14 protein-coding genes, 1 tRNA gene and 1 riboswitch are annotated in these 19,451 nt (G+C 67.5%); of the genes, 4 read left to right on the forward strand and 11 right to left on the reverse strand.

The features are described 5' to 3' along the window. Nucleotides 1–235 precede the first annotated feature (235 nt). From cas3 to recJ, 3 genes are all read right to left on the reverse strand, one after another. Entirely contained in the window at nucleotides 236–2,734 is a 2,499-nt protein-coding gene (gene cas3, locus B6K69_RS16130; RefSeq protein WP_164681981.1) for a CRISPR-associated helicase Cas3', read from the reverse strand. Between the two features lie 431 nt (nucleotides 2,735–3,165). Further along, nucleotides 3,166–3,240 (reverse strand) — tRNA-Glu (locus B6K69_RS16135). 71 nt (nucleotides 3,241–3,311) lie between these two features. After that, nucleotides 3,312–5,060, reverse strand: coding sequence for a single-stranded-DNA-specific exonuclease RecJ (gene recJ, locus B6K69_RS16140; RefSeq protein ID WP_108644523.1), 1,749 nt, complete (start codon nucleotides 5,058–5,060; stop codon nucleotides 3,312–3,314). Nucleotides 5,061–5,155: 95 nt separating this feature from the next. Beyond that, nucleotides 5,156–5,367: riboswitch (cobalamin riboswitch) on the forward strand. A 29-nt stretch (nucleotides 5,368–5,396) separates the two neighbouring features. Between recJ and B6K69_RS16145 the strand changes: the two genes are divergently transcribed. Next, nucleotides 5,397–5,804, forward strand: coding sequence for a hypothetical protein (locus B6K69_RS16145; protein ID WP_123876585.1), 408 nt, complete (start codon nucleotides 5,397–5,399; stop codon nucleotides 5,802–5,804). 73 nt (nucleotides 5,805–5,877) lie between these two features. On the opposite strand, the gene katG is transcribed toward B6K69_RS16145, so the two are convergent. After that, nucleotides 5,878–8,049 carry a catalase/peroxidase HPI gene (katG, locus tag B6K69_RS16150; RefSeq protein WP_108644524.1) on the reverse strand — a complete coding sequence of 724 codons (2,172 nt, stop codon included), beginning with the start codon at nucleotides 8,047–8,049 and terminating at the stop codon, nucleotides 5,878–5,880. Nucleotides 8,050–8,203: 154 nt separating this feature from the next. On the opposite strand from katG, the gene B6K69_RS16155 reads away from it, so the two are divergent. Continuing rightward, complete coding sequence (locus B6K69_RS16155; protein ID WP_108644525.1) at nucleotides 8,204–9,112, forward strand: hydrogen peroxide-inducible genes activator; 909 nt, start codon at nucleotides 8,204–8,206, stop codon at nucleotides 9,110–9,112. Nucleotides 9,113–9,122: 10 nt separating this feature from the next. Here B6K69_RS16155 and B6K69_RS16160 read toward each other — a convergent pair whose 3' ends face one another. From B6K69_RS16160 to B6K69_RS16190, 7 genes are all read right to left on the reverse strand, one after another. Beyond that, nucleotides 9,123–10,580 (reverse strand): gamma-aminobutyraldehyde dehydrogenase, encoded by a 1,458-nt coding sequence (locus tag B6K69_RS16160; protein ID WP_228156764.1) that lies wholly within the window; start codon nucleotides 10,578–10,580, stop codon nucleotides 9,123–9,125. A gap of 17 nt (nucleotides 10,581–10,597) precedes the next feature. After that, complete coding sequence (locus B6K69_RS16165; RefSeq protein WP_108644526.1) at nucleotides 10,598–11,407, reverse strand: ABC transporter permease; 810 nt, start codon at nucleotides 11,405–11,407, stop codon at nucleotides 10,598–10,600. Beyond that, nucleotides 11,397–12,332: an ABC transporter permease gene (locus B6K69_RS16170; protein WP_107672125.1), complete on the reverse strand. Its 936-nt coding sequence runs from the start codon at nucleotides 12,330–12,332 to the stop codon at nucleotides 11,397–11,399. The genes B6K69_RS16165 and B6K69_RS16170 overlap by 11 nt, the downstream gene beginning before the upstream one ends. Continuing rightward, nucleotides 12,329–13,333: an ABC transporter ATP-binding protein gene (locus B6K69_RS16175; RefSeq protein ID WP_107672191.1), complete on the reverse strand. Its 1,005-nt coding sequence runs from the start codon at nucleotides 13,331–13,333 to the stop codon at nucleotides 12,329–12,331. Before B6K69_RS16175 ends, B6K69_RS16170 begins: the two co-directional genes overlap by 4 nt. 120 nt (nucleotides 13,334–13,453) lie before the next feature. Next, nucleotides 13,454–14,608 carry an ABC transporter substrate-binding protein gene (locus tag B6K69_RS16180; RefSeq protein WP_206340525.1) on the reverse strand — a complete coding sequence of 385 codons (1,155 nt, stop codon included), beginning with the start codon at nucleotides 14,606–14,608 and terminating at the stop codon, nucleotides 13,454–13,456. A 136-nt stretch (nucleotides 14,609–14,744) separates the two neighbouring features. Further along, nucleotides 14,745–15,767, reverse strand: a complete 1,023-nt coding sequence (locus B6K69_RS16185) for a hypothetical protein (protein ID WP_108644527.1) — start codon at nucleotides 15,765–15,767, stop codon at nucleotides 14,745–14,747. Further along, nucleotides 15,764–16,678: a LysR substrate-binding domain-containing protein gene (locus tag B6K69_RS16190; RefSeq protein ID WP_108644528.1), complete on the reverse strand. Its 915-nt coding sequence runs from the start codon at nucleotides 16,676–16,678 to the stop codon at nucleotides 15,764–15,766. The genes B6K69_RS16185 and B6K69_RS16190 overlap by 4 nt, the downstream gene beginning before the upstream one ends. Before the next feature lie 176 nt (nucleotides 16,679–16,854). Here B6K69_RS16190 and B6K69_RS16195 point away from each other — a divergent pair, with 176 nt between their 5' ends. Together B6K69_RS16195 and B6K69_RS16200 are read left to right on the forward strand one after the other, a co-directional pair. Beyond that, a complete protein-coding gene (locus B6K69_RS16195) occupies nucleotides 16,855–17,892 on the forward strand; it encodes a LacI family DNA-binding transcriptional regulator (RefSeq protein ID WP_108644529.1) in 1,038 nt (345 codons plus the stop codon). Between the two features lie 189 nt (nucleotides 17,893–18,081). Then, the gene (locus B6K69_RS16200) at nucleotides 18,082–19,398 is read left to right on the forward strand and encodes an ABC transporter substrate-binding protein (RefSeq protein ID WP_108644530.1); all 1,317 of its coding nucleotides are present in this window, start codon (nucleotides 18,082–18,084) and stop codon (nucleotides 19,396–19,398) included. Nucleotides 19,399–19,451 lie beyond the last annotated feature (53 nt).

The raw sequence follows: 19,451 nt of genomic DNA on the forward strand, positions 1-19,451 counted from the left end.
AGAAAGGTAATTTCTGCATCTTTCACACCTCGCGACTTCTTGCCGTTGGCGCGGCGGGGAATGTGGTCTTCAGGAGCCTCGGGCGGGGAATACCCTCCCGAGGCTTTCTTATTGGCAGATCGAACAGCTCAAGTCAAGTAGAAAGCATCGTTCGTCTGAACACTTAATCCCCGCGAGTGCGGGGAACAGAATCTAGTCCCGGTCCATCGGTCGTCCGAACACGGTTCATCCCCGATCAGTCCGGGGCAAGGAACACCAGACCGCAATCGGGATCATACCGCAAGCCCTCGCAGAGACTGCCATCATCGCCCACCGGGCAGAGGATTGTCCCGGCACTCTTCCACTCCGGCCAGAGGCGGGTGATGGCCGCGATCTCGGGCGAGGATTGGTCGGGCAGGGGCAGGCGGTCCAGCTTCCTGCGGCTGGCCGCGACTTCCGAGAAGGCCCAGGCGTCTGACCAGCCAGGGTCGTTTGCCGGATCGGGTGGCGCCCAGGGGTGCAGCGCCGCGCCCACCCGGCGGGCCAGAACCAGAACGCGCGTCTCTTCGCCCAGGCGGGTGGGGTAGGCCACATCGTCCGCGCCCCGGCCCGCATCCCGGTAACCCGCGGACAGGTCCACCAGATTGTGCAACGCAAGGGTGCGGGCGCCCGCTGCCTTGCCAAGCGCCTCCATCTCGGCCCGCGCCAGCGCTTCGGGCACATCCTCGGCGCCCTCGCCATGCACCGCCTCGATCAGCGCGCGCAGTCCCTGCGGGGCCACGATCCGCCCTGCCGCGAACAGGACGCGGGCGCTGCGCCAGACATCGGCAACCGAATAGACCCAGGCCCCGCTGCCCAGCGTGCCCTGCAGCCAGCGGTCATCGGTCACCTTCGCCGGATCGGGCGACAGCACATGCAGCACGGGGGCGGGGACCGGGCGCGATGCGGCGGGGCGGCGGTCCATATGCCGCCACAGCCGCCCGGCCCGCTGGATCAACGCCGCAATCGGGGCAATGTCCGAGACCATGACATCGAAATCGAGGTCCAGCGAAGCCTCCAGCACCTGCGTCGCCACCAGCATGAAGCCCGCCCGATCCGTTCCATCCTTGCCGACGCGCGCCAGCACCTCGGCCTCGATCCGCTTGCGGTCGTTCAGCGCGAAGCGCGCATGTAGCAGCCGCGCCGCCACCCCCCGTTCCCGCAGCATCCCGACGGCGGCGATCGCATCATCCACCCCGTTGCGCACCCAGACGCAGGCCGCGCCCCGCGCCGCCTGCGCCACCATCAGATCGGCGGCCGCCTCGGCGCTGTCGATCCTGTCCACCTTCACCGGCCCCTTCACGGCCCGCGTATCGGCGGCAAGACCCGTGACCGAAGCCCCGCCCGCCACCGTCAGCGCCGGATAGGCCGGGCCGGGATTGGCCCCGCCATAGGTCGCCAGCAACCGCGCCCGCAGGTCCAGCGGCAGCGTGGCCGTCAGAAGGATGGCCGAGCCGCCCGCCGCGCGGTGCATCTGCAACAGACGCTCCAGCTCCTTGCCGATATAGGGCTCGCCCATTTCATGAACCTCATCGACGATCAGGATCTTCGAGGACAGCCCGAAATGCCGAAGCGTCTGGTGCTTGACCGGCAGCACCGACAGCAACGCCTGATCCACCGTGCCCACGCCGACATCCGCCAAAAGCGCACGGCGGCGGCTTTGTTTCAGCCAGTCGGTGCAGGATGGCGCATCCTCGCCCGGCGCACCCCCTGTCGGCAGATCGCGGAACGGAACCGACAGCGCGGCGCGTCCATGCGCCAGGGTCAATCTCGGGGCGGCGAAGATCCGGCCCACGGCCTCGCTGGCACGGCCGAACATCGCATCCGCCGTCGCCATCGTCGGCAGGGCGAAGTAAAGGCCGCGCCCCTTGCCCGCCTGCGCCATGCGATGCGCAAGGATCAGCGCCGCCTCGGTCTTGCCCGCGCCGGTTTCATCTTCGATCACCGCCAGCACGGGGCCATCGGGCAGGGCGACCAAGGCGCAGGCCGCCTGCATCGGGCGCAGGGCAAAGTCGAAGGTCGCGCCCGGTTGCACCGGGCTACCCGCCAGCCCGGCCTCGGCCACGGCCCGCTCCGCCGCTGCGCGCGCCTCGGCCAGATAGTCGGCCAGCCGGGGCTGACCGGCCCTTGGCGGAAACCAGGTGGTGTTCGACCCGATCCAGTCAGCCGCGGCACAAAGGCCCGGCACCCACCAGCTCAGCGCGGTCGTGGCGGCGCCCGGGGCAAGGCTCTGCAGCGATGCCCGGGGCCAGAGGGCGCTGAAAGCCGCAATGACCTCGCCCGCCGGTTCCAGCCCCGATCCAACCTGCCGCAGGACTTTCCGCAGATCCCGGCTTGATCGGCCAAGATCGCCCAGCACAAGGTCAGAGGGCTGGCCGTGGTGCCCCGCGACGGCCGCGTAAAGCGCGGCGCGCTGAAGATCATCGCCACCCAGTTTTGCGCCCAGCAGCGCATCATGGGCGAAGAACAACGCCTCAGACAATTCCCAGTGGCGGTATGTCTGCCGAGAACCGCTCTCGATCATCGCGCGGAACGAGTCGCTGATCTTTCCCAGATCATGCAGCGCGACCAGAAGCACCAGCGCGTCGCGCAGCGCAGGCTCGAAGCCAAAGGGGGCGATCAGCCGTTCGGCGACGGCGCCGACATCCAGCATGTGCAGGACCGCCGGGTGCGGCACCTGCCCCTCGGCCGCGCTTTTTCCAGGCCAGGCAAACATTGAATTGTCGTCCATGCGCTCCGTGAACCGGCCTGCGCCGGCGGAAGACAGCACAGGTGTTTGAAAAGCGTAAGTCCAGTCGGGTTGTCGACTCAAGGATCGACGGCATCATGAAATCAGGTCGCCGTCACCGGGTTCGGGGCCGTTTCTGGCCTTCGGCCTGCATCGCCGCGATCTGAACGTCAGACGCTTCCCTCCGTTTCAGACGGCGCGATCGAGTTTTCATACTCGGCAGGGGCTTTCTGCTTCGCCGTGGCGTGCGAGAGACGAGTTGCGCCCGACTGTGCTGATGGAACTGCCGCGAGGCATCTTCAGGGCCGTCATGATGCTGGCACAATGCGCAGATGCGGCGCAGCTCCGCATACGGGTTCGTCTCGCCATTGGCGGGCACGGGGGAAACCCCATGTGTTCCAATATCTTATACGGAGAAGTGGCAGCCCGTAGGGGAGTCGAACCCCTCTTCCCAGGTTGAAAACCTGGTGTCCTAACCGATAGACGAACGGGCCACGCTGTCGGTGTGGCGGGTGTCTAACGGGGCTGCGCGGGTTCTGCAAGAGGAAAAACGAAGGTTTTCCGATCAGGCTTCCGCAGCATCGTCCAGACGGAACTGCACGCGCGAGCGGCCGCCCCAGGTGTTCACCTCCAGCTTGCCGGCAAGGTGGAAAAGCCGGTGTCCGCCCTGTTCCAGCGCGGGGCCAAGGGGGCTGTCGAAGGCGCCGAACAGCACCGCTTCCGGCCCGCCACCGCTGCGCCCGCCGATGGTCAGCCGCAGGTGCGATTCGCCCATGCGGCGGGCGGCGACGCTGACCGAGGGCAGCACGAATCGCGGTGCCGGGGCCGAGGCGCCGAAAGGGCCGGCGCTTTCGATCTGTTCGGCCAGCGCCAGGTTGGCCGCTTCGGGCATCAGCAACCCGTCGATGCGCAAATCTTGCGGGCCGGCGGCGCCGGCGCCCTGGCGGGCCAGCAGTTCGGACAGGCGGGCCATGGCGGCCTCAAGCCGGTCGCGGTCCACCGTCAGGCCGGCGGCCATCTTGTGCCCGCCGCCCTTGACCAGCAGCCCCTCGGCCGCCACGCGCTGCACGGCGGCGCCCAGATCAACCCCGGCGACCGACCGGCCCGATCCCTTGCCGATGCCGCCGTCGAAGCCGATCACGATGGCGGGGCGGTTGGTGGCTTCCTTCAGCCGCGCGGCAACGATACCCACCACGCCGGGATGCCAGCCTTCGGCGGCGGCCCAGACCAGCGGGCCATCAAGCCCGCGCGCCTCGGCCTGGGCCAGCGCCTCTTCGCGGACGGCTTCGGTCAGCACGCGGCGTTCGGTGTTCAGCTCGTCCAGCCGGCGGGCCAGGGCCAGGGCCTGCGCGTCATCGGTGGCGGCCAGCAGGCGGGCGCCAAGATCGGCCTGGCCGATGCGGCCCCCGGCATTGACGCGCGGCCCCAGCAGAAAGCCCAGGGCATAGGCGGTGGGGGCGCTGTCCATGCGCGCAATGTCGGCCAGCGCGCGCAGGCCGGGCCGCTCCCGCCGGGCCATGACGCGCAGCCCCTGCCGCACGAAAGCGCGGTTGACGCCGATCAGCGGGGCCACATCCGCCACAGTGGCCAGCGCGACCAGATCCAGCAGCGCCATCAGGTCGGGGCCGGTGCTGCCTTGGCCGCGCAATTGCCGGTTGGCCTCGACCAGCGCCAGGAACACGACCGAGGCCGCGCAGAGATGCGCCAGGCTGCCGTCTTCGTCCTGCCGGTTGGGGTTCACCACCGCATGGGCGGCGGGCAGGGTTTCGGTGGCAAGGTGGTGGTCAAGGATCACCATATCGGCCGGCGCGGCGGCGGCAACCGGCTCATGGCTCAGCGTGCCGCAATCGACGCAAAGGATCAGCCCGTGGTCGCGCGCCAGCGCCTGCATGGCCGGGACATTGGGGCCATAGCCTTCGTCGATGCGGTCGGGGATATACAGCGTGGCATCGCGCCCCAGCGCGCGCAGCCAGGCCAGCAGCAGCGCCGCCGAAGCCCCGCCGTCCACATCGTAATCGGCGAAGATGGCGATCCGCTCGCCCGAGGTCAGGGCGCGCACCAGCCGCGCGGCGGCCTTTTCCATGTCGCGCAGCGACCGCGGGTCGGGCAGCAGGTCTTTCAGCGTGGGGGCCAGAAAGCCCGCGGCCTGATCGGGCGGCACGCCGCGGCTGACAAGGATGCGGCACAGCGGCAGCGGCAGGCGGGTGGCTTGCGCCATCGCCTCGGCCAGACGGTCGGCCCCGGCATCGGGCCCGACCCAGCGGCGGCCGGTCAGCGAGGCCTGGACATTGAGAAAGGCGGCAGGGCTGGACATGGGGCAGGGGTGCCGCAACAGGGGCCGTCGCGCAAGGGGGAATGGTCGCTCCCGTCCGCCCCCAGCGGCACGGCTTGACTCTGCCCGCCGAAACGCGGCTTTCTGCGGGCGATGGTTCCGGCGGGCGCAAGCCTTCGGATGAAAATGGGAACGCGGTGCGGCGCCTTCGGGGGCCAAGGCCGCGACTGCCCCCGCAACTGTAAGCGGCGAGCTGATCTGCAATGGTCCACTGGTGCCCCGGCACCGGGAAGGCGCGGAAAGGCGAAGACCCGCAAGTCAGGAGACCTGCCATCACACCGAAACCCGAAGCGGGCGGGGCGCCCGACAGGAGACGTGATGGAAGACGGATTTTTCCCCGAACGTGCCCCTGCGCCCGAGGGGCCGGGTGACGCGATCCCCGGCCGAATGTCGCCGCGCTGGCAGGTGACCTGCGCGACGGTCTGCCCGCATCTGGGCCGGGTCTGCCCGGTGGGGCTGGACCTGACGCGGCGGCTGGTGGCGGCCATGGCCACCGGCGCGGGCGGGCTGACGCCCGATTTCGAAATCTCGGGAACGCTGGAGGCCGTGGGCTGCATCCGCGCCTGCCGGCTGGGCTGGCAGGCCGGGGCCAGGGCCACCTGGGTGCGCGGCGACCTTGGCACCGGGGAAACCGGGCCGGGTCCGGGCCTTGCGGCGGCGGCGATCACCGCCGCCCGGCCCGATGCGCTGATCGGGGCCGAGGTCTTGCCCGACCGTCTGGCCTGAGCCGGGGCCGTCACGAAAAAGGCGCCCCCCGAAGACCGGAGGGCGCCCGAAGTTCCGGCAGACCGTGCCGCGATCAGCGCAGATCGAAACGGTCGGCGTTCATCACCTTGGTCCAGGCGGCCACGAAGTCGCGCACGAATTTCTCGGCGGCGTCATCCTGGGCATAGACCTCGGCATAGGCCCGCAGGACCGAGTTCGAGCCGAACACCAGATCGACACGGGTCGCGGTCCATTTCACCGCGCCGGTCTTGCGGTCGGTCAGGTGATACAGGTTGTTGCCCGCCGGCACCCATTTCCAGGCCATGTCGGTCAGCGTGGTGAAGAAATCGGTCGTCAGGGCGCCGACACGGTTGGTAAAGACGCCATGCGCCGTGCCGCCGTGGTTGGTGCCCATCGCCCGCATCCCGCCGACCAGTACGGTCATCTCCTGCGCGGTCAGGCCCATGAGCTGCGCCCGGTCGAGCATCAGTTCTTCGGCGCTGACAACGTAGTCTTTCTTCAGCCAGTTGCGGAAGCCATCGGCCAGCGGTTCCAGCACGTCGAACGAGGCCGCGTCGGTCTGTTCGGCACTGGCATCGCCACGGCCGGGGGCGAAGGGCACCGCGACCGGGAAGCCGGCGGCACGGGCGGCCATTTCCACGCCAAGGCTGCCGGCCAGCACGATGACATCGGCCAGCGAAGCGCCGGTCGCGGCGGCGATGGGCTCCAGCACCGAAAGCACACGCGCCAGTCGCGCCGGTTCGTTGCCTTCCCAGCCGTTCTGCGGGGCCAGCCGGATGCGGGCGCCGTTCGCGCCGCCGCGCATGTCCGACCCGCGATAGGTGCGCGCGCTGTCCCAGGCGGTGGCAACGGCATCCGCCACCGACAGGCCCGAGGCCGCGATCCGGGCCTTGACGGCGGCCACGTCATAATCGCTGCGGCCGGCGGGCACCGGATCTTGCCAGATCAGGTCTTCGGCGGGCACGTCCGGCCCGATGTAGCGGACCTTGGGGCCCATGTCGCGGTGGGTCAGCTTGAACCAGGCGCGGGCGAAGGTGTCGCTGAAATAGGCGTGGTCGGCGCGGAAGCGTTCGCAGATCGCGCGATAGGCCGGGTCAACCTTCATCGCCATGTCGGCATCGGTCATGATCGGCATGACGCGGATCGAGGGATCTTCCACATCGACCGGCATATCTTCTTCGCGGATGTTGATCGGCATCCATTGCCACGCACCGGCGGGCGATTTCCTCAACTCCCACTCATAGCCGAACAGCAGGTCGAAATAGCCGTTGTCCCATTGGGTCGGATGGGTGGTCCAGGCGCCTTCGATGCCGCTGGTCACCGTGTTGCGGCCGATGCCGCGGCTGGTGTGGTTCATCCAGCCAAGGCCCTGTTCGGTCACATCGGCGCCTTCCGGGCTGGGGCCAAGGTTGGCGGCGCTGCCGTTGCCATGGGTCTTGCCGACGGTGTGGCCGCCCGCGGTCAGCGCGGCGGTTTCCTCATCGTCCATCGCCATGCGGGCGAAGGTCTCGCGCACCTGGGCGGCGGTCCTCATCGGGTCGGGCTGGCCGTTCACCCCTTCGGGGTTGACGTAGATCAGGCCCATCTGCACCGCGGCCAGCGGGTTTTCCATCGTCGAAGGATCGGACAGATCGCCATAGCGGCTGTCGCTGGGGGCCAGCCATTCCTTTTCGCTGCCCCAGTACACGTCTTTCTCCGGGTGCCAGATGTCTTCGCGGCCGAAGCCGAAGCCAAAGGTCTTCAGGCCCATCGATTCATAGGCCATCGTCCCGGCCAGAACGATCAGGTCGGCCCAGCTTATCTTGTTGCCGTATTTCTTCTTGATCGGCCACAGCAGGCGGCGGGCCTTGTCCAGGTTGGCATTGTCGGGCCAGGAATTCAGCGGCGCAAACCGCTGGTTGCCGGTGCCGGCGCCGCCCCGGCCATCGGCCAGACGGTAAGACCCCGCCGCGTGCCAGGCCATGCGGATCATCAGGCCGCCGTAATGGCCCCAGTCGGCGGGCCACCAGTCCTGACTGTCGGTCATCAGCGCCTTCACGTCACGCTTAAGGGCTTCGACATCCAGCGTCTTCAGCGCCTCGCGGTAGTTGAAGCCGGGCAGCGGGTTGGTCTTGCTGTCATGCTGGTGCAGGATGTCAAGGTTCAGGGCATTCGGCCACCACTCCATGACATTGGTCCCGACGCTGGTCATCGCGCCGTGCATGACCGGGCATTTGCCCGAACCCCTGGTGTCGTTCCCGTCCATCCGTGTCTCCGATGCGGCTGTGGTTTTCATGGCGTTCCAGGCCCGGCCCGGCGCGGTGACGCCAGCTTTCCCGACCCTGAATATGGAATCGTTCTAACATTTGTGTATCATAATTCCAAATTGCATTTTCTAAGGTGTGCAATAAGCTGGGCTTATGATCAGCCTTTCCATGCGCCACCTCCGCTATTTCGACGCGCTGGCCCGGCACGGCCATTTCGGGCGCGCGGCCGAGGATTGCGCCATCTCGCAACCGGCGCTGTCCTTGCAGATCAAGGAACTGGAGGATCTGCTGGGGGCGACCCTGGTGGAACGCGGCGCGCGGCAGATCCGGCTGACGCCGCTGGGCGAGGACTTCGCCCAAAGGGTGCGCGAAATCCTGCGGTCGGTCGATGAACTGGCCGATCTGGCCCGGGCCTCTGTCGGGCCGCTGGCGGGGCGGCTGCGGATCGGTGTCATCCCGACCGTGGCGCCCTATCTGCTGCCCCGGGTGATCAAGGCGCTGGCCGCGCGCTATCCCGATCTGGACCTGCGCCCGCGCGAGACGGTGACACAGGTGCTGATCGACGATCTGCTGAACGGGCGGCTGGATACCGCCATCGTGGCGCTGCCGGTGTCCGAACCCGCGCTGACCGAACAGCCGCTGTTTGACGAGGAATTCATCCTGGTGCGCCCGCCCGAAGATGCGGGCAAGCCGGTGCCCAACCCCGAAACCCTGCGCGAGATGCGGCTTCTGCTGCTGGAAGAGGGTCACTGTTTCCGCGATCAGGCGCTGTCCTTCTGCATGTTGTCGCCCTCGGCCCCGCGCGACCTGATGGAAGGCAGTTCGCTGTCCACGCTGGTGCAGATGGTGGGGGCGGGCATCGGCGTGACGCTGATCCCGGAAATGGCGGTGGCGGTTGAAACCCGCTCGGCGCAGGTGTCGGTGGCGCGGCTGCCGCAGCCGCGCCCGCTGCGCACCATCGGCATGGTCTGGCGCAAGACCAGCCCGCTGGCCGGACAACTGGCGCAGGTGGCCGAGATCGTCCGTCAGGCCGGGCTGGCGGGGCGCGCCGCCCCGGTCTAGCCGTCCCCGTCTAGCCGTGCTTCACCATGACGTGCCGCACCACGCTGTAATCCTCCAGCGCATAGGCCGACAGATCCTTGCCATAGCCGGATTGTTTCAGCCCGCCATGCGGCATTTCGCTGACCAGCATGAAATGCGTGTTCACCCAGGTGCAGCCGTAGCGCAGCCGGGCGGCGGTTTCCATGCCGCGCCCCACATCGCGCGTCCAGACCGAGGAGGCGAGGCCATAGTCGCTGTCATTGGCCCAGGTGACGGCTTCTTCGGGGTCCGAGAAGGGGGTGATCGACACGACCGGGCCAAAAACCTCGCGCCGGACGATTTCATCGCTTTGCCGCGCCCCGGCCACCACGGTCGGGCGGTAGTAGAACCCGGCAGTGCCCATGGTTTCGCCCCCGGCGGTCACCTCGACATGCGGCAATTCGCGGGCGCGCTCCACGAACGACGCCACCCGGTCGCGCTGCCGCAGGCTGATCAGCGGGCCGATCTCGTTGGTGGTGTCATCCTCGGCCCCCAGCACGATGGAGGAAACGGCGGAACTGAGGTCTGCGACCAGCCTGTCGTAGATATTCTTCCCCGCATAGATGCGGCAGGCGGCGGTGCAGTCCTGACCTGCGTTGTAATAGCCAAAGGCGCGCAGCCCTTCCACCACGGCCTCCAGATCGGCATCGTCATAGACGATGACCGGCGCCTTGCCGCCCAGTTCCAGATGGGTGCGCTTCACCGTCTTGGCGGCGGCATCCAGCATCTTGCGCCCGGTGGCCACGTCGCCGGTCAGGCTGATCATGTCCACGCCGGGGTGGTGGATCAGCTCGTTGCCCACGGTCTGGCCCCGCCCCGGCAGGATGTTGACCACGCCGGGCGGCAGTTCCTCGGCCAGGATGCGGGCCAGTTTCAGCGCGGTCAGCGGCGTCTGTTCCGACGGTTTGAACACCACCGCATTGCCGCCGCCAATGGCCGGGGCCAGTTTCCACGCCATCATCATCAGCGGATAGTTCCACGGCGCGATCGAGGCGACGACGCCGATCGGATCGCGGCGGATCATGCTTGTATGGCCGGCCAGATATTCCCCCGCCACCGCGCCCTGCTGGCAGCGCACGGCGCCCGCGAAAAAGCGGAAGCAATCCACCACGCCGGGCAGTTCGTCATTGGTGACGGCATTGATCGGCTTGCCGCAGTTCAGCGCCTCAAGCGCGGCAAAACCGGCGGCCTCGGCCTCGATCCGGTTGGCAATGCGGTGCAGCGCGGCCGACCGTTCGGCCGGCGTCGTGCGCGACCAGCCGCCAAAGGCGCGGCGGGCGGCGGCAACGGCGCGGCCGATCTGGGCCGAAGACGCCTCGGCCAGTTCCAGGATCAGCGCGCCGCTGCGCGGGTTCAGCACCGGCTCGCCCGGCTCCTGTCCGGGTTCGAAACGGCCGTCGATCAGGAAATCGGTATCGGCAATCCGGGGCAGGGGCATCGGCTGGGACATGGGGGCTTCCTTCGGGATCATTTGCCCGCACCGGCGGTTTCGGAACCGCCGCGGGTCAGGACATAGGCGATCAGGATCGGCACCACGGTTGCGGCAAAGACCACGATGGCGACGACATTGGTGACAGGGCGCTGCCGCGGGCGGACCAGTTCGTTCAGCATCCAGATCGGCAGGGTCGATTGCTGCCCGGCGGTGAAGGTGGTGACGATCACCTCGTCGAACGACAGGGCAAAGGCCAGCATTCCCCCCGCCAGCAACGCCGAACCAAGGTTCGGCAGGATCACATGCCGGAAGGTCTGGAACCCGTTGGCGCCCAGATCGGCCGAGGCTTCCAGGATCGACCCCGACAGCCGGCGGAACCGGGCGACGGCATTGTTGTAGACGATGACGATGCAGAAGGTGGCGTGACCCAGCACGATGGTCCAGGTCGAGAAGGGAATCTCCATCATCGCGAAGGCCGACCGCAGCGACATGCCGGTGATGATGCCGGGCAGGGCGATGGGCAGGATCACCAGAAGCGAGATTGAATCGCGCCCGAAGAACCGCGCCCGCGACATGGCGGCGGCGCAAAGCGTGCCCAGCACCAGCGCCAGCGCGGTGGAAATCGCGGCCACCTTCAGCGACAGGATCAGCGGCGGCCAGATGTCGGGGCGGTTCCACGCCACGGCAAACCATTTCAGCGTCAGCCCGGGTGGCGGGAACTGGTAGCTGCGTTCCTCGGTCGTGAAGGCATACAGAAAGATCAGCAGGATCGGCCCGTGCAGGAACAGAAGCCCGCCAAGGGCCGCCAGTTTCAGGGCAAGGGGGGCGCGGCGTTCAGAGGGCATCGAAAGCTCCGATCCGGCGGGCAAAGACCAGATAGGCCAGCATCACCACGATGGGGATCACCGCGAAGGCGGCCGCCAGCGGCAGGTTCCCGGCGGTGCCCTGCAACATGTAGACCGCCTGCCCGATGAACAGCCGGGATGAGCCGACGATCTGCGGAATGATGTAATCGCCCAGCGTCAGCGAAAAGGTGAAGATCGTGCCGGCAATGATGCCGGGCAGCGCCAGCGGCAGGATCACATGGACGAAGGTCTGCCACGAGGTCGCCCCCAGATCGGACGAGGCTTCCAGCATGGCGTTCGGCACCCGCTCAAGCGAGGCCTGCATCGGCAGAATCATGAAGGGCAGCCAGACATAGACGAAGACGATGAAGGTGCCGATATAGCTGGTGGACAGCGAATTTCCCCCGATCACCGGCAGCGACAGCACCGCGTTCAGCACATTGCCCGCGCCAATGCCTTCGGCGGCCCAGGTCACGATGCCCTCGCGCGCAAGGATCAGCTTCCAGGCATAGACCTTGACCAGATAGCTGGACCACAAGGGCAGCATGACGCCCAGATAGAACACCGCCTTCATCCGGCCCCGCGCATAGCGGGCGGCGTAATAGGCAATGGGAAAGGCCAGCACGACCGAGGCGGCGGTCACGACCGAGGCCATGGTGACGGTGCGCACGATCACGTCGAAATTCGCCGGGCGCAGCAGTTCGGCATAGGTCTTCAGCGTGAATTCCGGCACGATCAGGCCCGAGAATTCATCAATCGACCAGAAGCTCTGCCACAGCAGGGCGACCAGCGACCCCAGATAGACCACGCCCAGCCAGATCAGCGGCGGCGCGATCAGCAGCGCCAGCAGCACGCCGGGGCGGCGCCAGAACAGGCCGGTCAGCCGGTCGCCGGGGCCGCGGGCGGGGTGGAACGCGCCGCTCATGCCTCGCCCGCCATCTGATGCGCGGCGTCTGCCGCCCAGGTCAGGCCAACCTCGGCGCCCTCGGCGGGCAGGGCGGTGCCGGCGGGAACCAGCGCCACCAGTTCGGTGCCGCCCACATCCACGGCCAGCCGCGTGCCCAGCCCCAGATAGCGCAGCCCGGTCACCCGGCCCCGCGCGCGCGGCGCGGTGTCGGTCAGCCGGATCGCCTCGGGGCGCAGGCTGGCCCAGGTGGCGGGGCCGCCCAGCCGGGCTGAAAGGTCGGGCGGCAGCACGTTGGATGACCCCACGAAATCGGCCACGAAACGGGTGGCCGGGCGGTCGTAAATCTCTTCCGGCGTGCCCACCTGCACGATGCGGCCGCGCGAAAAGACGGCCACGCGATCTGCCATCGACAGCGCCTCGCCCTGGTCATGGGTGACGAAGACGAAGGTGATGCCCAGCCGGCGTTGCAGGTTCTTCAGCTCGTCCTGCATCGCCTCGCGCAGCTTCAGGTCCAGCGCGCCCAGCGGTTCGTCCAGCAGCAGCACCTTTGGTTCGTTGACCAGTGCGCGGGCCAGCGCCACCCGCTGGCGCTGGCCGCCCGACAACTGCCCCGGCTTGCGGCTGCCGTAATCGGGCAGATGCACCAGCGACAGCATCTCGTCGGCCTTGGCCAGACGGCTGCGGCGGTCCACGCCCTTGACCATCAGCCCATAGGCCACGTTGTCGCGCACGCTCATATGCGGGAACAGCGCGTAATCCTGAAAGACGGTGTTCACGTTGCGCAGGTTCGGCGGCACCCGGCTGACATCTTCGCCAAAGATGCGGATCGCGCCGGCCGTGGGCGTTTCAAACCCCGAGATCAGCCGCAGGCAGGTGGTCTTGCCAGACCCCGAAGGGCCAAGCATGGCGAAGAACTCGCCCTCGGGGATGGTCAGGTCCACCCCGTCCACGGCCTTCACGGCCACAGGCCCGGCCCCGTAATGGCGCGAGACGTTCAGGAATTCGACGGCAGCGGTCATCTGGTCACCGGACATGGCCCGCCCGTCCGCAGCGCAGGCTTCCGCAGCGCAGGCACGGCAGGCGCGGGGTGGGGAAGACCCCTTTCCCCGGCATGGGGAAAGGGGGCGTGGGTCTGTGTGTCAGCGGCCGCCGATCACGCCGATATAGTCGGACACCCAGCGATAGTAGGGCACGCAGTTGCCCGCCGGGCAGCTTGCGACCGGGGTGGTCCAGAACCGGATGCGATCGAAATCGTCAAAGCCGTTGGCGGTGCAGCCTTCCTTGGTCTGCATCCCGCTGCCATCGGTGCAGGCGGCGGGAACAACGGGGTTCGACCCGAACCAGACCGACAGGTCGGATTGCAGGTTCGAATTCAGCGAATGTTCCATGAACAGATAGGCGCAGGTCGGGTGCGGCGCCTCGGAATGCAGCATCAGCGTATCGGCCCAGCCGGTGGCGCCTTCCTCGGGAATGGTGCTGGCAACCGGCTGGCCTTCCGATTTCAGCAGGTTCACCTGGAACGGCCACGACCCCGAGGCAACCACGCCCTCGTTCTTGAAGTCGTCCACCTGGATCATCGCGTCGTGCCAGTAGCGCCCGACCAGTTCGCGCTGGGCGCGCAGCAGGTCCAGCGCGGCCGCGTATTGGTCCTCGTTCAGCTCATAGGGGTTGGTGATGCCCAGTTCCGGCTTGTGCGCCATCAGGTATTGCGCGGCATCGGCAATGTGGATCGGGCCGTCATAGGCCTGCACGCGCCCCTTGTTCGACTTGCCGTCGGGCAGGGTGGTTTCCTCGAACACCACCGACCAGGATTTCGGCGGACCGTCCTTGAACACCTCGGTGTTGTACATCAGCACGTTCGGACCCCACTGGTAGGGCACGCCGTAATGCACGCCGCCCACCGTATGCCAGGGCGCGTCCTTCAGCCGGTCATCAACCTTGGACCAGGACGGGATCAGATCGGTGTTGATGGGCTGGATACGCTTGCCCGCAACCAGCCGCAGCGAGGCATCGCCGCTGGCCGTGACCAGATCGAAGCCGCCCTCGTTCATCAGGGCAACCATCTCGTCGCTGGTGTTGGCGGTCTTCACGTTGACCTTGCAGCCCGAGGCCGCCTCGAACTTGGTCACCCAGTCATAGGCCTTGTCGGTTTCGCCCCGCTCGATATAGCCGGGCCAGGCCACGATATCGACCTGGCCTTCCGGCGTGCCAAGCGCGGTCATCTGCGCGAAGGTCGGCCCAAGGCCGGTCAACAGAACAAGGGCCGTGCTGGCCATCAGCTTCATGGTGTTCATCGCAAACTCCCTGTGGATAGGCCGCTCCGGGCGGCACGCCGGTATTCCGGTCATGCAATCACGCTACGGAAGCGGGCAGGAATCGCAAATGCAAAAGATGGATGCGAGGTATCGGCGTTTCCGATGGCTGGCGGTTTCAGCCGGCCATCAGATGCGGATGGCTTTGCCAAAGCGCCGTGGTCAGCCGCGCCAGACGGGCCGGATCATGCGCGAACAGCGTTTCCGGCGGCGCGGCGCGCATCCAGCCGGGCGGCGGGGCGCCGTCGATGCGGCCCGTGTCCAGCCCCGGCAGGGCAAGGCGCCCGGTCTCGGCCAGCCAGCGGTGGCAGGTGGCGGCGCGCAGGGCGGCCTCGGCCACTTCGGGGTGCAGAGCCAGCGGCGCATCGGGCGGATCGCTGCGGTCCAGCGCGGCCAGCGGCAGGATCAGCCGTTCGCCCCGCCGCCGGGCCGCCGCCGTCAGCCCGCCGTCACGCCGCAGCCGCGCCAGCAGCACCAGCGCCTCGGCCGACAGGCCGACATTCGCCTGATGCCGTGGCAGGTCGGCCGGCGTCACCTCGGGGCCAAGGAACCGGGTGACGAAATCGGTGGTGATGTCGCCCCCCTGCAGGGTGGTGCGGTCAAACGCCACCAGTTCGGGCGGGCGTCCGAAGGCGGCCCCGGTATCCAGGATCGCCTCGCGCAGCGGCAGCCGGCTGGGCGGCAGCGGGGCGTTTTCGGTCTTGAGCCATTCCTGAAGCCGCGCCCGGTAATGCGAAACCGGATCGCGGATATAGAAGATGGGCGTGATGTCGGTGGTCAGTTCCGACAGGGTTTCTGCCAGCAGGGCCTTGGCCTTGCCGCGCGCCTGCTGGAACAGCACCTCGCTGGACAGCACCAGCACCCGGGGCGGGCTGGCCGCAACCGCAAGGCAAAGCTCGTTCCACACTTGCCAGGCCCTGTCCGCCGTCGCCTCGGGGCCGCCATGTTCCTGCAGCGTCCAGCCGGTCAGCCGGTCGGGGTGTTCGCACAGCGCCAGCAGCAGATGGTGTGCAATGGCAGACCCGCCGAAGCGGGGGTAAAGCACCGATCTGGCCCGCAGCACCTCTGCCCCGTCATGCAGCGATTGCTGCAAGGCGGTGGTGCCGGTCTTGCCCGGCCCCATGTGCAGCAGGATCTTCACGGAACGGCGGGGCGCGCGGCAAAGCCAAGCTGAGCCGACCGCACGAAGTTATGCGCCGGGGCCGAAAGCGGCGCCCCCTTGCGCCAGGCCAGCCCGACCTGCACCGACGGCAGGTCGCCCGACACATCGCGGATCTCGATCCGGTCGCCTTCCAGCGACCAGGGCCGGTAAACCAGGCCGGGCAGGATCGCCAGCCCGGCGCCGGTGGCGACCAGCGACCGCACCGCCTCGACGCTGCGGGTGCGAAAGGCGATGCGGGGCCGCACCGACAAGCCGGCCATCAGGCGGCGGGTGCTTTCCTCGATCTCGTCCACCATCAGGCTGATGAAGGGTTCCTCGACCAGATCCTCGGGCGCGATGACTTCGGCCGAGGCCAGCCTGTGCCCCTGCGGCAGCCACAGCCGATAGGGCGACACCAGCAGCGTTTCCACATTCAGCGCCGCGCGGTCGCGGATCGACGAGGTGAACAGGACGGCCACGTCCAGTTCGCCCCCGATCAGCAGGTGTTGAAGATAGTCGCCGGTTTCCTCCAGCGCCGAAATCTCGATCGCCGGCCAGCCCCGGCGAAACCGCGACAGCACGTCCGACAGCACATAGCCCGCCACCAGCGACGACACGCCCAGCGACAGCCGCCCCGGCACATTGCCGGTTTCCTGCTGGAATGACTGGCGGGCCTGCGACACGTCGCCAAGAATCTGGCTGGCATGGCGCAGGAACAGCCCGCCCTTGTGCGTCAGCTCCAGCCCGCGGGCGCGGCGTTCGAACAGCAGGACGCCCAGATCCACCTCCAGCGCGCGGATCGCCTCTGTGACAGAGCTTTGCGAGATCGACAGCATTCGCGCGGCGGCCGAGATGCTGCCGGAATCGGCCGCGGCAACAAAGAACTGAAGCTGGCGCAGGGTGAAGGCCAAGGTGCCTCGCGGGGGCGGTTGGGTCGGGCTGAGGATTGCACCCTTGCGCCGTCTTTGCCAGAGCGGGCCGACGCTTGCCTTTTGCCGCGCCGCCTGGGCAGGGTGCGGCAAGTGGGGATGAGAATGATTGACGTACCTCAAGGACTGGGCCACGCTTTTCCGCATAGCGAGGAGACATGAGCCGCCCCACCGTCAATGACATTGCCCGCGAAGCCGGCGTCAGCCTGGCCACGGTGGACCGCGTGCTGAACGCGCGGCCCGGGGTGCGGGCGAAAACCGTGTCGGCGGTGCAGGATGCGGTGGCCCGTCTGGGCTATGTGCGCGACATGGCGGCGGCCAATCTGGCGCGGCAAAGGCGCTATCGCATGGTGGCGGCGTTGCCCGATGGCGACAGCCAGTTCGTCGAAACGCTGGCCGAGGCGCTGACCGAGGCGGCGCATTCGGCCGTCACCGCCCGGATGGAGCTGGAGATCACGCGCTACCCGGCGGAAGACGCCCATGCGCTGGCGGCCCTGCTGGGCCGGATGTCGCCGCAGGACGTGGCGGGCGTCGCGGTCATGGCGCCGGAAACCCCGGTCCTGCGCGATGCGATCAGGGGGCTGAAATCAAAGGGGATTCCGGTCATTGCGCTGGCCTCTGACCTGCCCAGCACGGAACGCGACCATTTCGTCGGCATCGACAGCCGCGCGGCGGGGCGCACGGCGGCGGTGCTGATGGGCCGGTTTGCCGGGGCGGCGCCGGGGCAGATTCTGGCGGTGGCGCAGTCGATGCAGTTGCGCGATGCCATCGAACGCCGCCGCGGCTTTGACGAGGTGATGCTGGCCGATTTTCCGGGACTCGAGGTCTTGCCCACCTTGGAAACCCACGGCTCCGACACCACCCTCCGCGCCGTGGTGACCGAGGCGCTGCGTCATGCCCGCAATGTGCGCGGCATCTATCTTCTGGGGGCAGGGCACCGCGCGCTGGCCGCCACGCTGGCCGATCTGGGGATGACCGGGCGATTCGTCGTGATCGGTCACGAACTGACGCCGCACACCCGCCGCGCCCTGCTGGCGGGCCATATTGATGCGATCATCACGCAGAATCTGGGCCACCTTGCGCGGTCCACCCTGCGCGTGCTGCGCGCCAAGGCCGATCACGCCCCGATTGACGAGGCGCAGGAACAGTTGCGCGTCGAAATCGTCCTGCGCGAAAACCTGCCGCCCGATCAATAGGTTGCTTTGCGCCCGCCAGACGGCGTCATTCGGCCCGTTCCATGCTGCACCGCGAAATGAGGTGCGTACCTCATAAATCTGTGGACAGCAGACGCCGGCTGTTCCTATGCTTTCCGCAGGGAGAAGGCCCGGCCGGAGGTTTCCCGGTACAGGCACGTCACGGACTGCATCGACAACCGGGAGGATTACATGAAAGCTGGACATCTGGCCGCATCCGCGGCCCTTGCGCTTGTCGCGGCCTCGGCCGCCTCGGCGCAGTCGAAGGAACTGACCCTGTGCTGGGCCGCCTGGGATCCGGCCAACGCGCTGGTCGAACTGTCAAAGGACTTTGAAGCCCAGTCGGGCATCAAGATGAAGTTCGAATTCGTGCCCTGGCCCAATTTCGCCGACCGGATGCTGAACGAGCTGAACTCGGGCGGTCAGTTGTGCGACCTGCTGATCGGTGACAGCCAGTGGATCGGCGGCAGCGCCGAGAATGGCCATTACGTCAAGCTGAACGATTTCTTCGACAAGGAAGCCATCAGCATGGACGATTTCGCCCCGGCGACCGTCTATGCCTATTCGACCTGGCCGAAGGGTGAACCGAACTATTACGCACTGCCCGCCATGGGCGATGCGAACGGCTGGTTCTACCGCAAGGACTGGTTCGCCCGCCCCGAGATCCAGGCCGCCTTCAAGGAAAAATACGGCCGCGACCTGGCCGAACCGAAGACGCAGAAGGAACTGCTGGAAATCGCGCAGTTCTTCCAGGGCCGCGAGATCGACGGCCAGACCGTCTATGGCGCCTCGATCTTCACCGAGCGCGGGTCCGAAGGCATCACCATGGGCGCGACCGGCGCGCTTTATGCCTGGGGGTTCAAATATGAAAACACCCCCGGCAAGTATGACATGGAAGGGGCGGTGAACAGCCCGGCGGCGGTGGAAGGCCTTGAATTCTACAAGGAACTTTACAAGACTGCCACGCCCCCCGGCTATGACAACGCCTATATGGAACAGTCGCTGGATGCCTTCAAATCGGGGCAGGTGGCCATGGCGATGAACTGGTTCGCCTTCTTCCCCGGCCTTTACGCCGACCCCAATGTCGGCGGCGACAAGATCGACTTCTTCGTGAACCCGGCGCAGAACGTGGCCGCCAGCACGCTGGGCGGGCAGGGCATCTCGGTTGTCAGCTACACCGACAACATGGATGGGGCGCTGGCCTATATCAAATGGTTCGCCCAGCCCGAGGTGCAGAAGAAATGGTGGTCGATGGGCGGCTATTCCTGCCACAAGGCCGTGCTGGAAGATCCGGGCTTCAAGGACAGCGCCCCCTTCGCCGGCGATTTCCTTGAAGCGATGAACGGCGTGCAGGATTTCTGGCAGGAACCGGCCTATGCCTCGCTCCTGCTGGCAATGCAGGACCGGCTGCACAACTACATCGTGGCCGATCAGGGCACCGCGCAAGAGGCGCTGGATGGCCTGATCGCGGACTGGACCGAAGTCTTCCAGGACGAAGGCAAGCTCTGACCCTTGATCCCCGTCCCCCCAACGCGGGGGCGGGGCAGAAGACCCCTCCTTCC

This window comes from Pseudogemmobacter blasticus (assembly GCF_003071405.1).
GTDB classification, from domain to species: Bacteria; Pseudomonadota; Alphaproteobacteria; order Rhodobacterales; family Rhodobacteraceae; genus Pseudogemmobacter; species Pseudogemmobacter blasticus.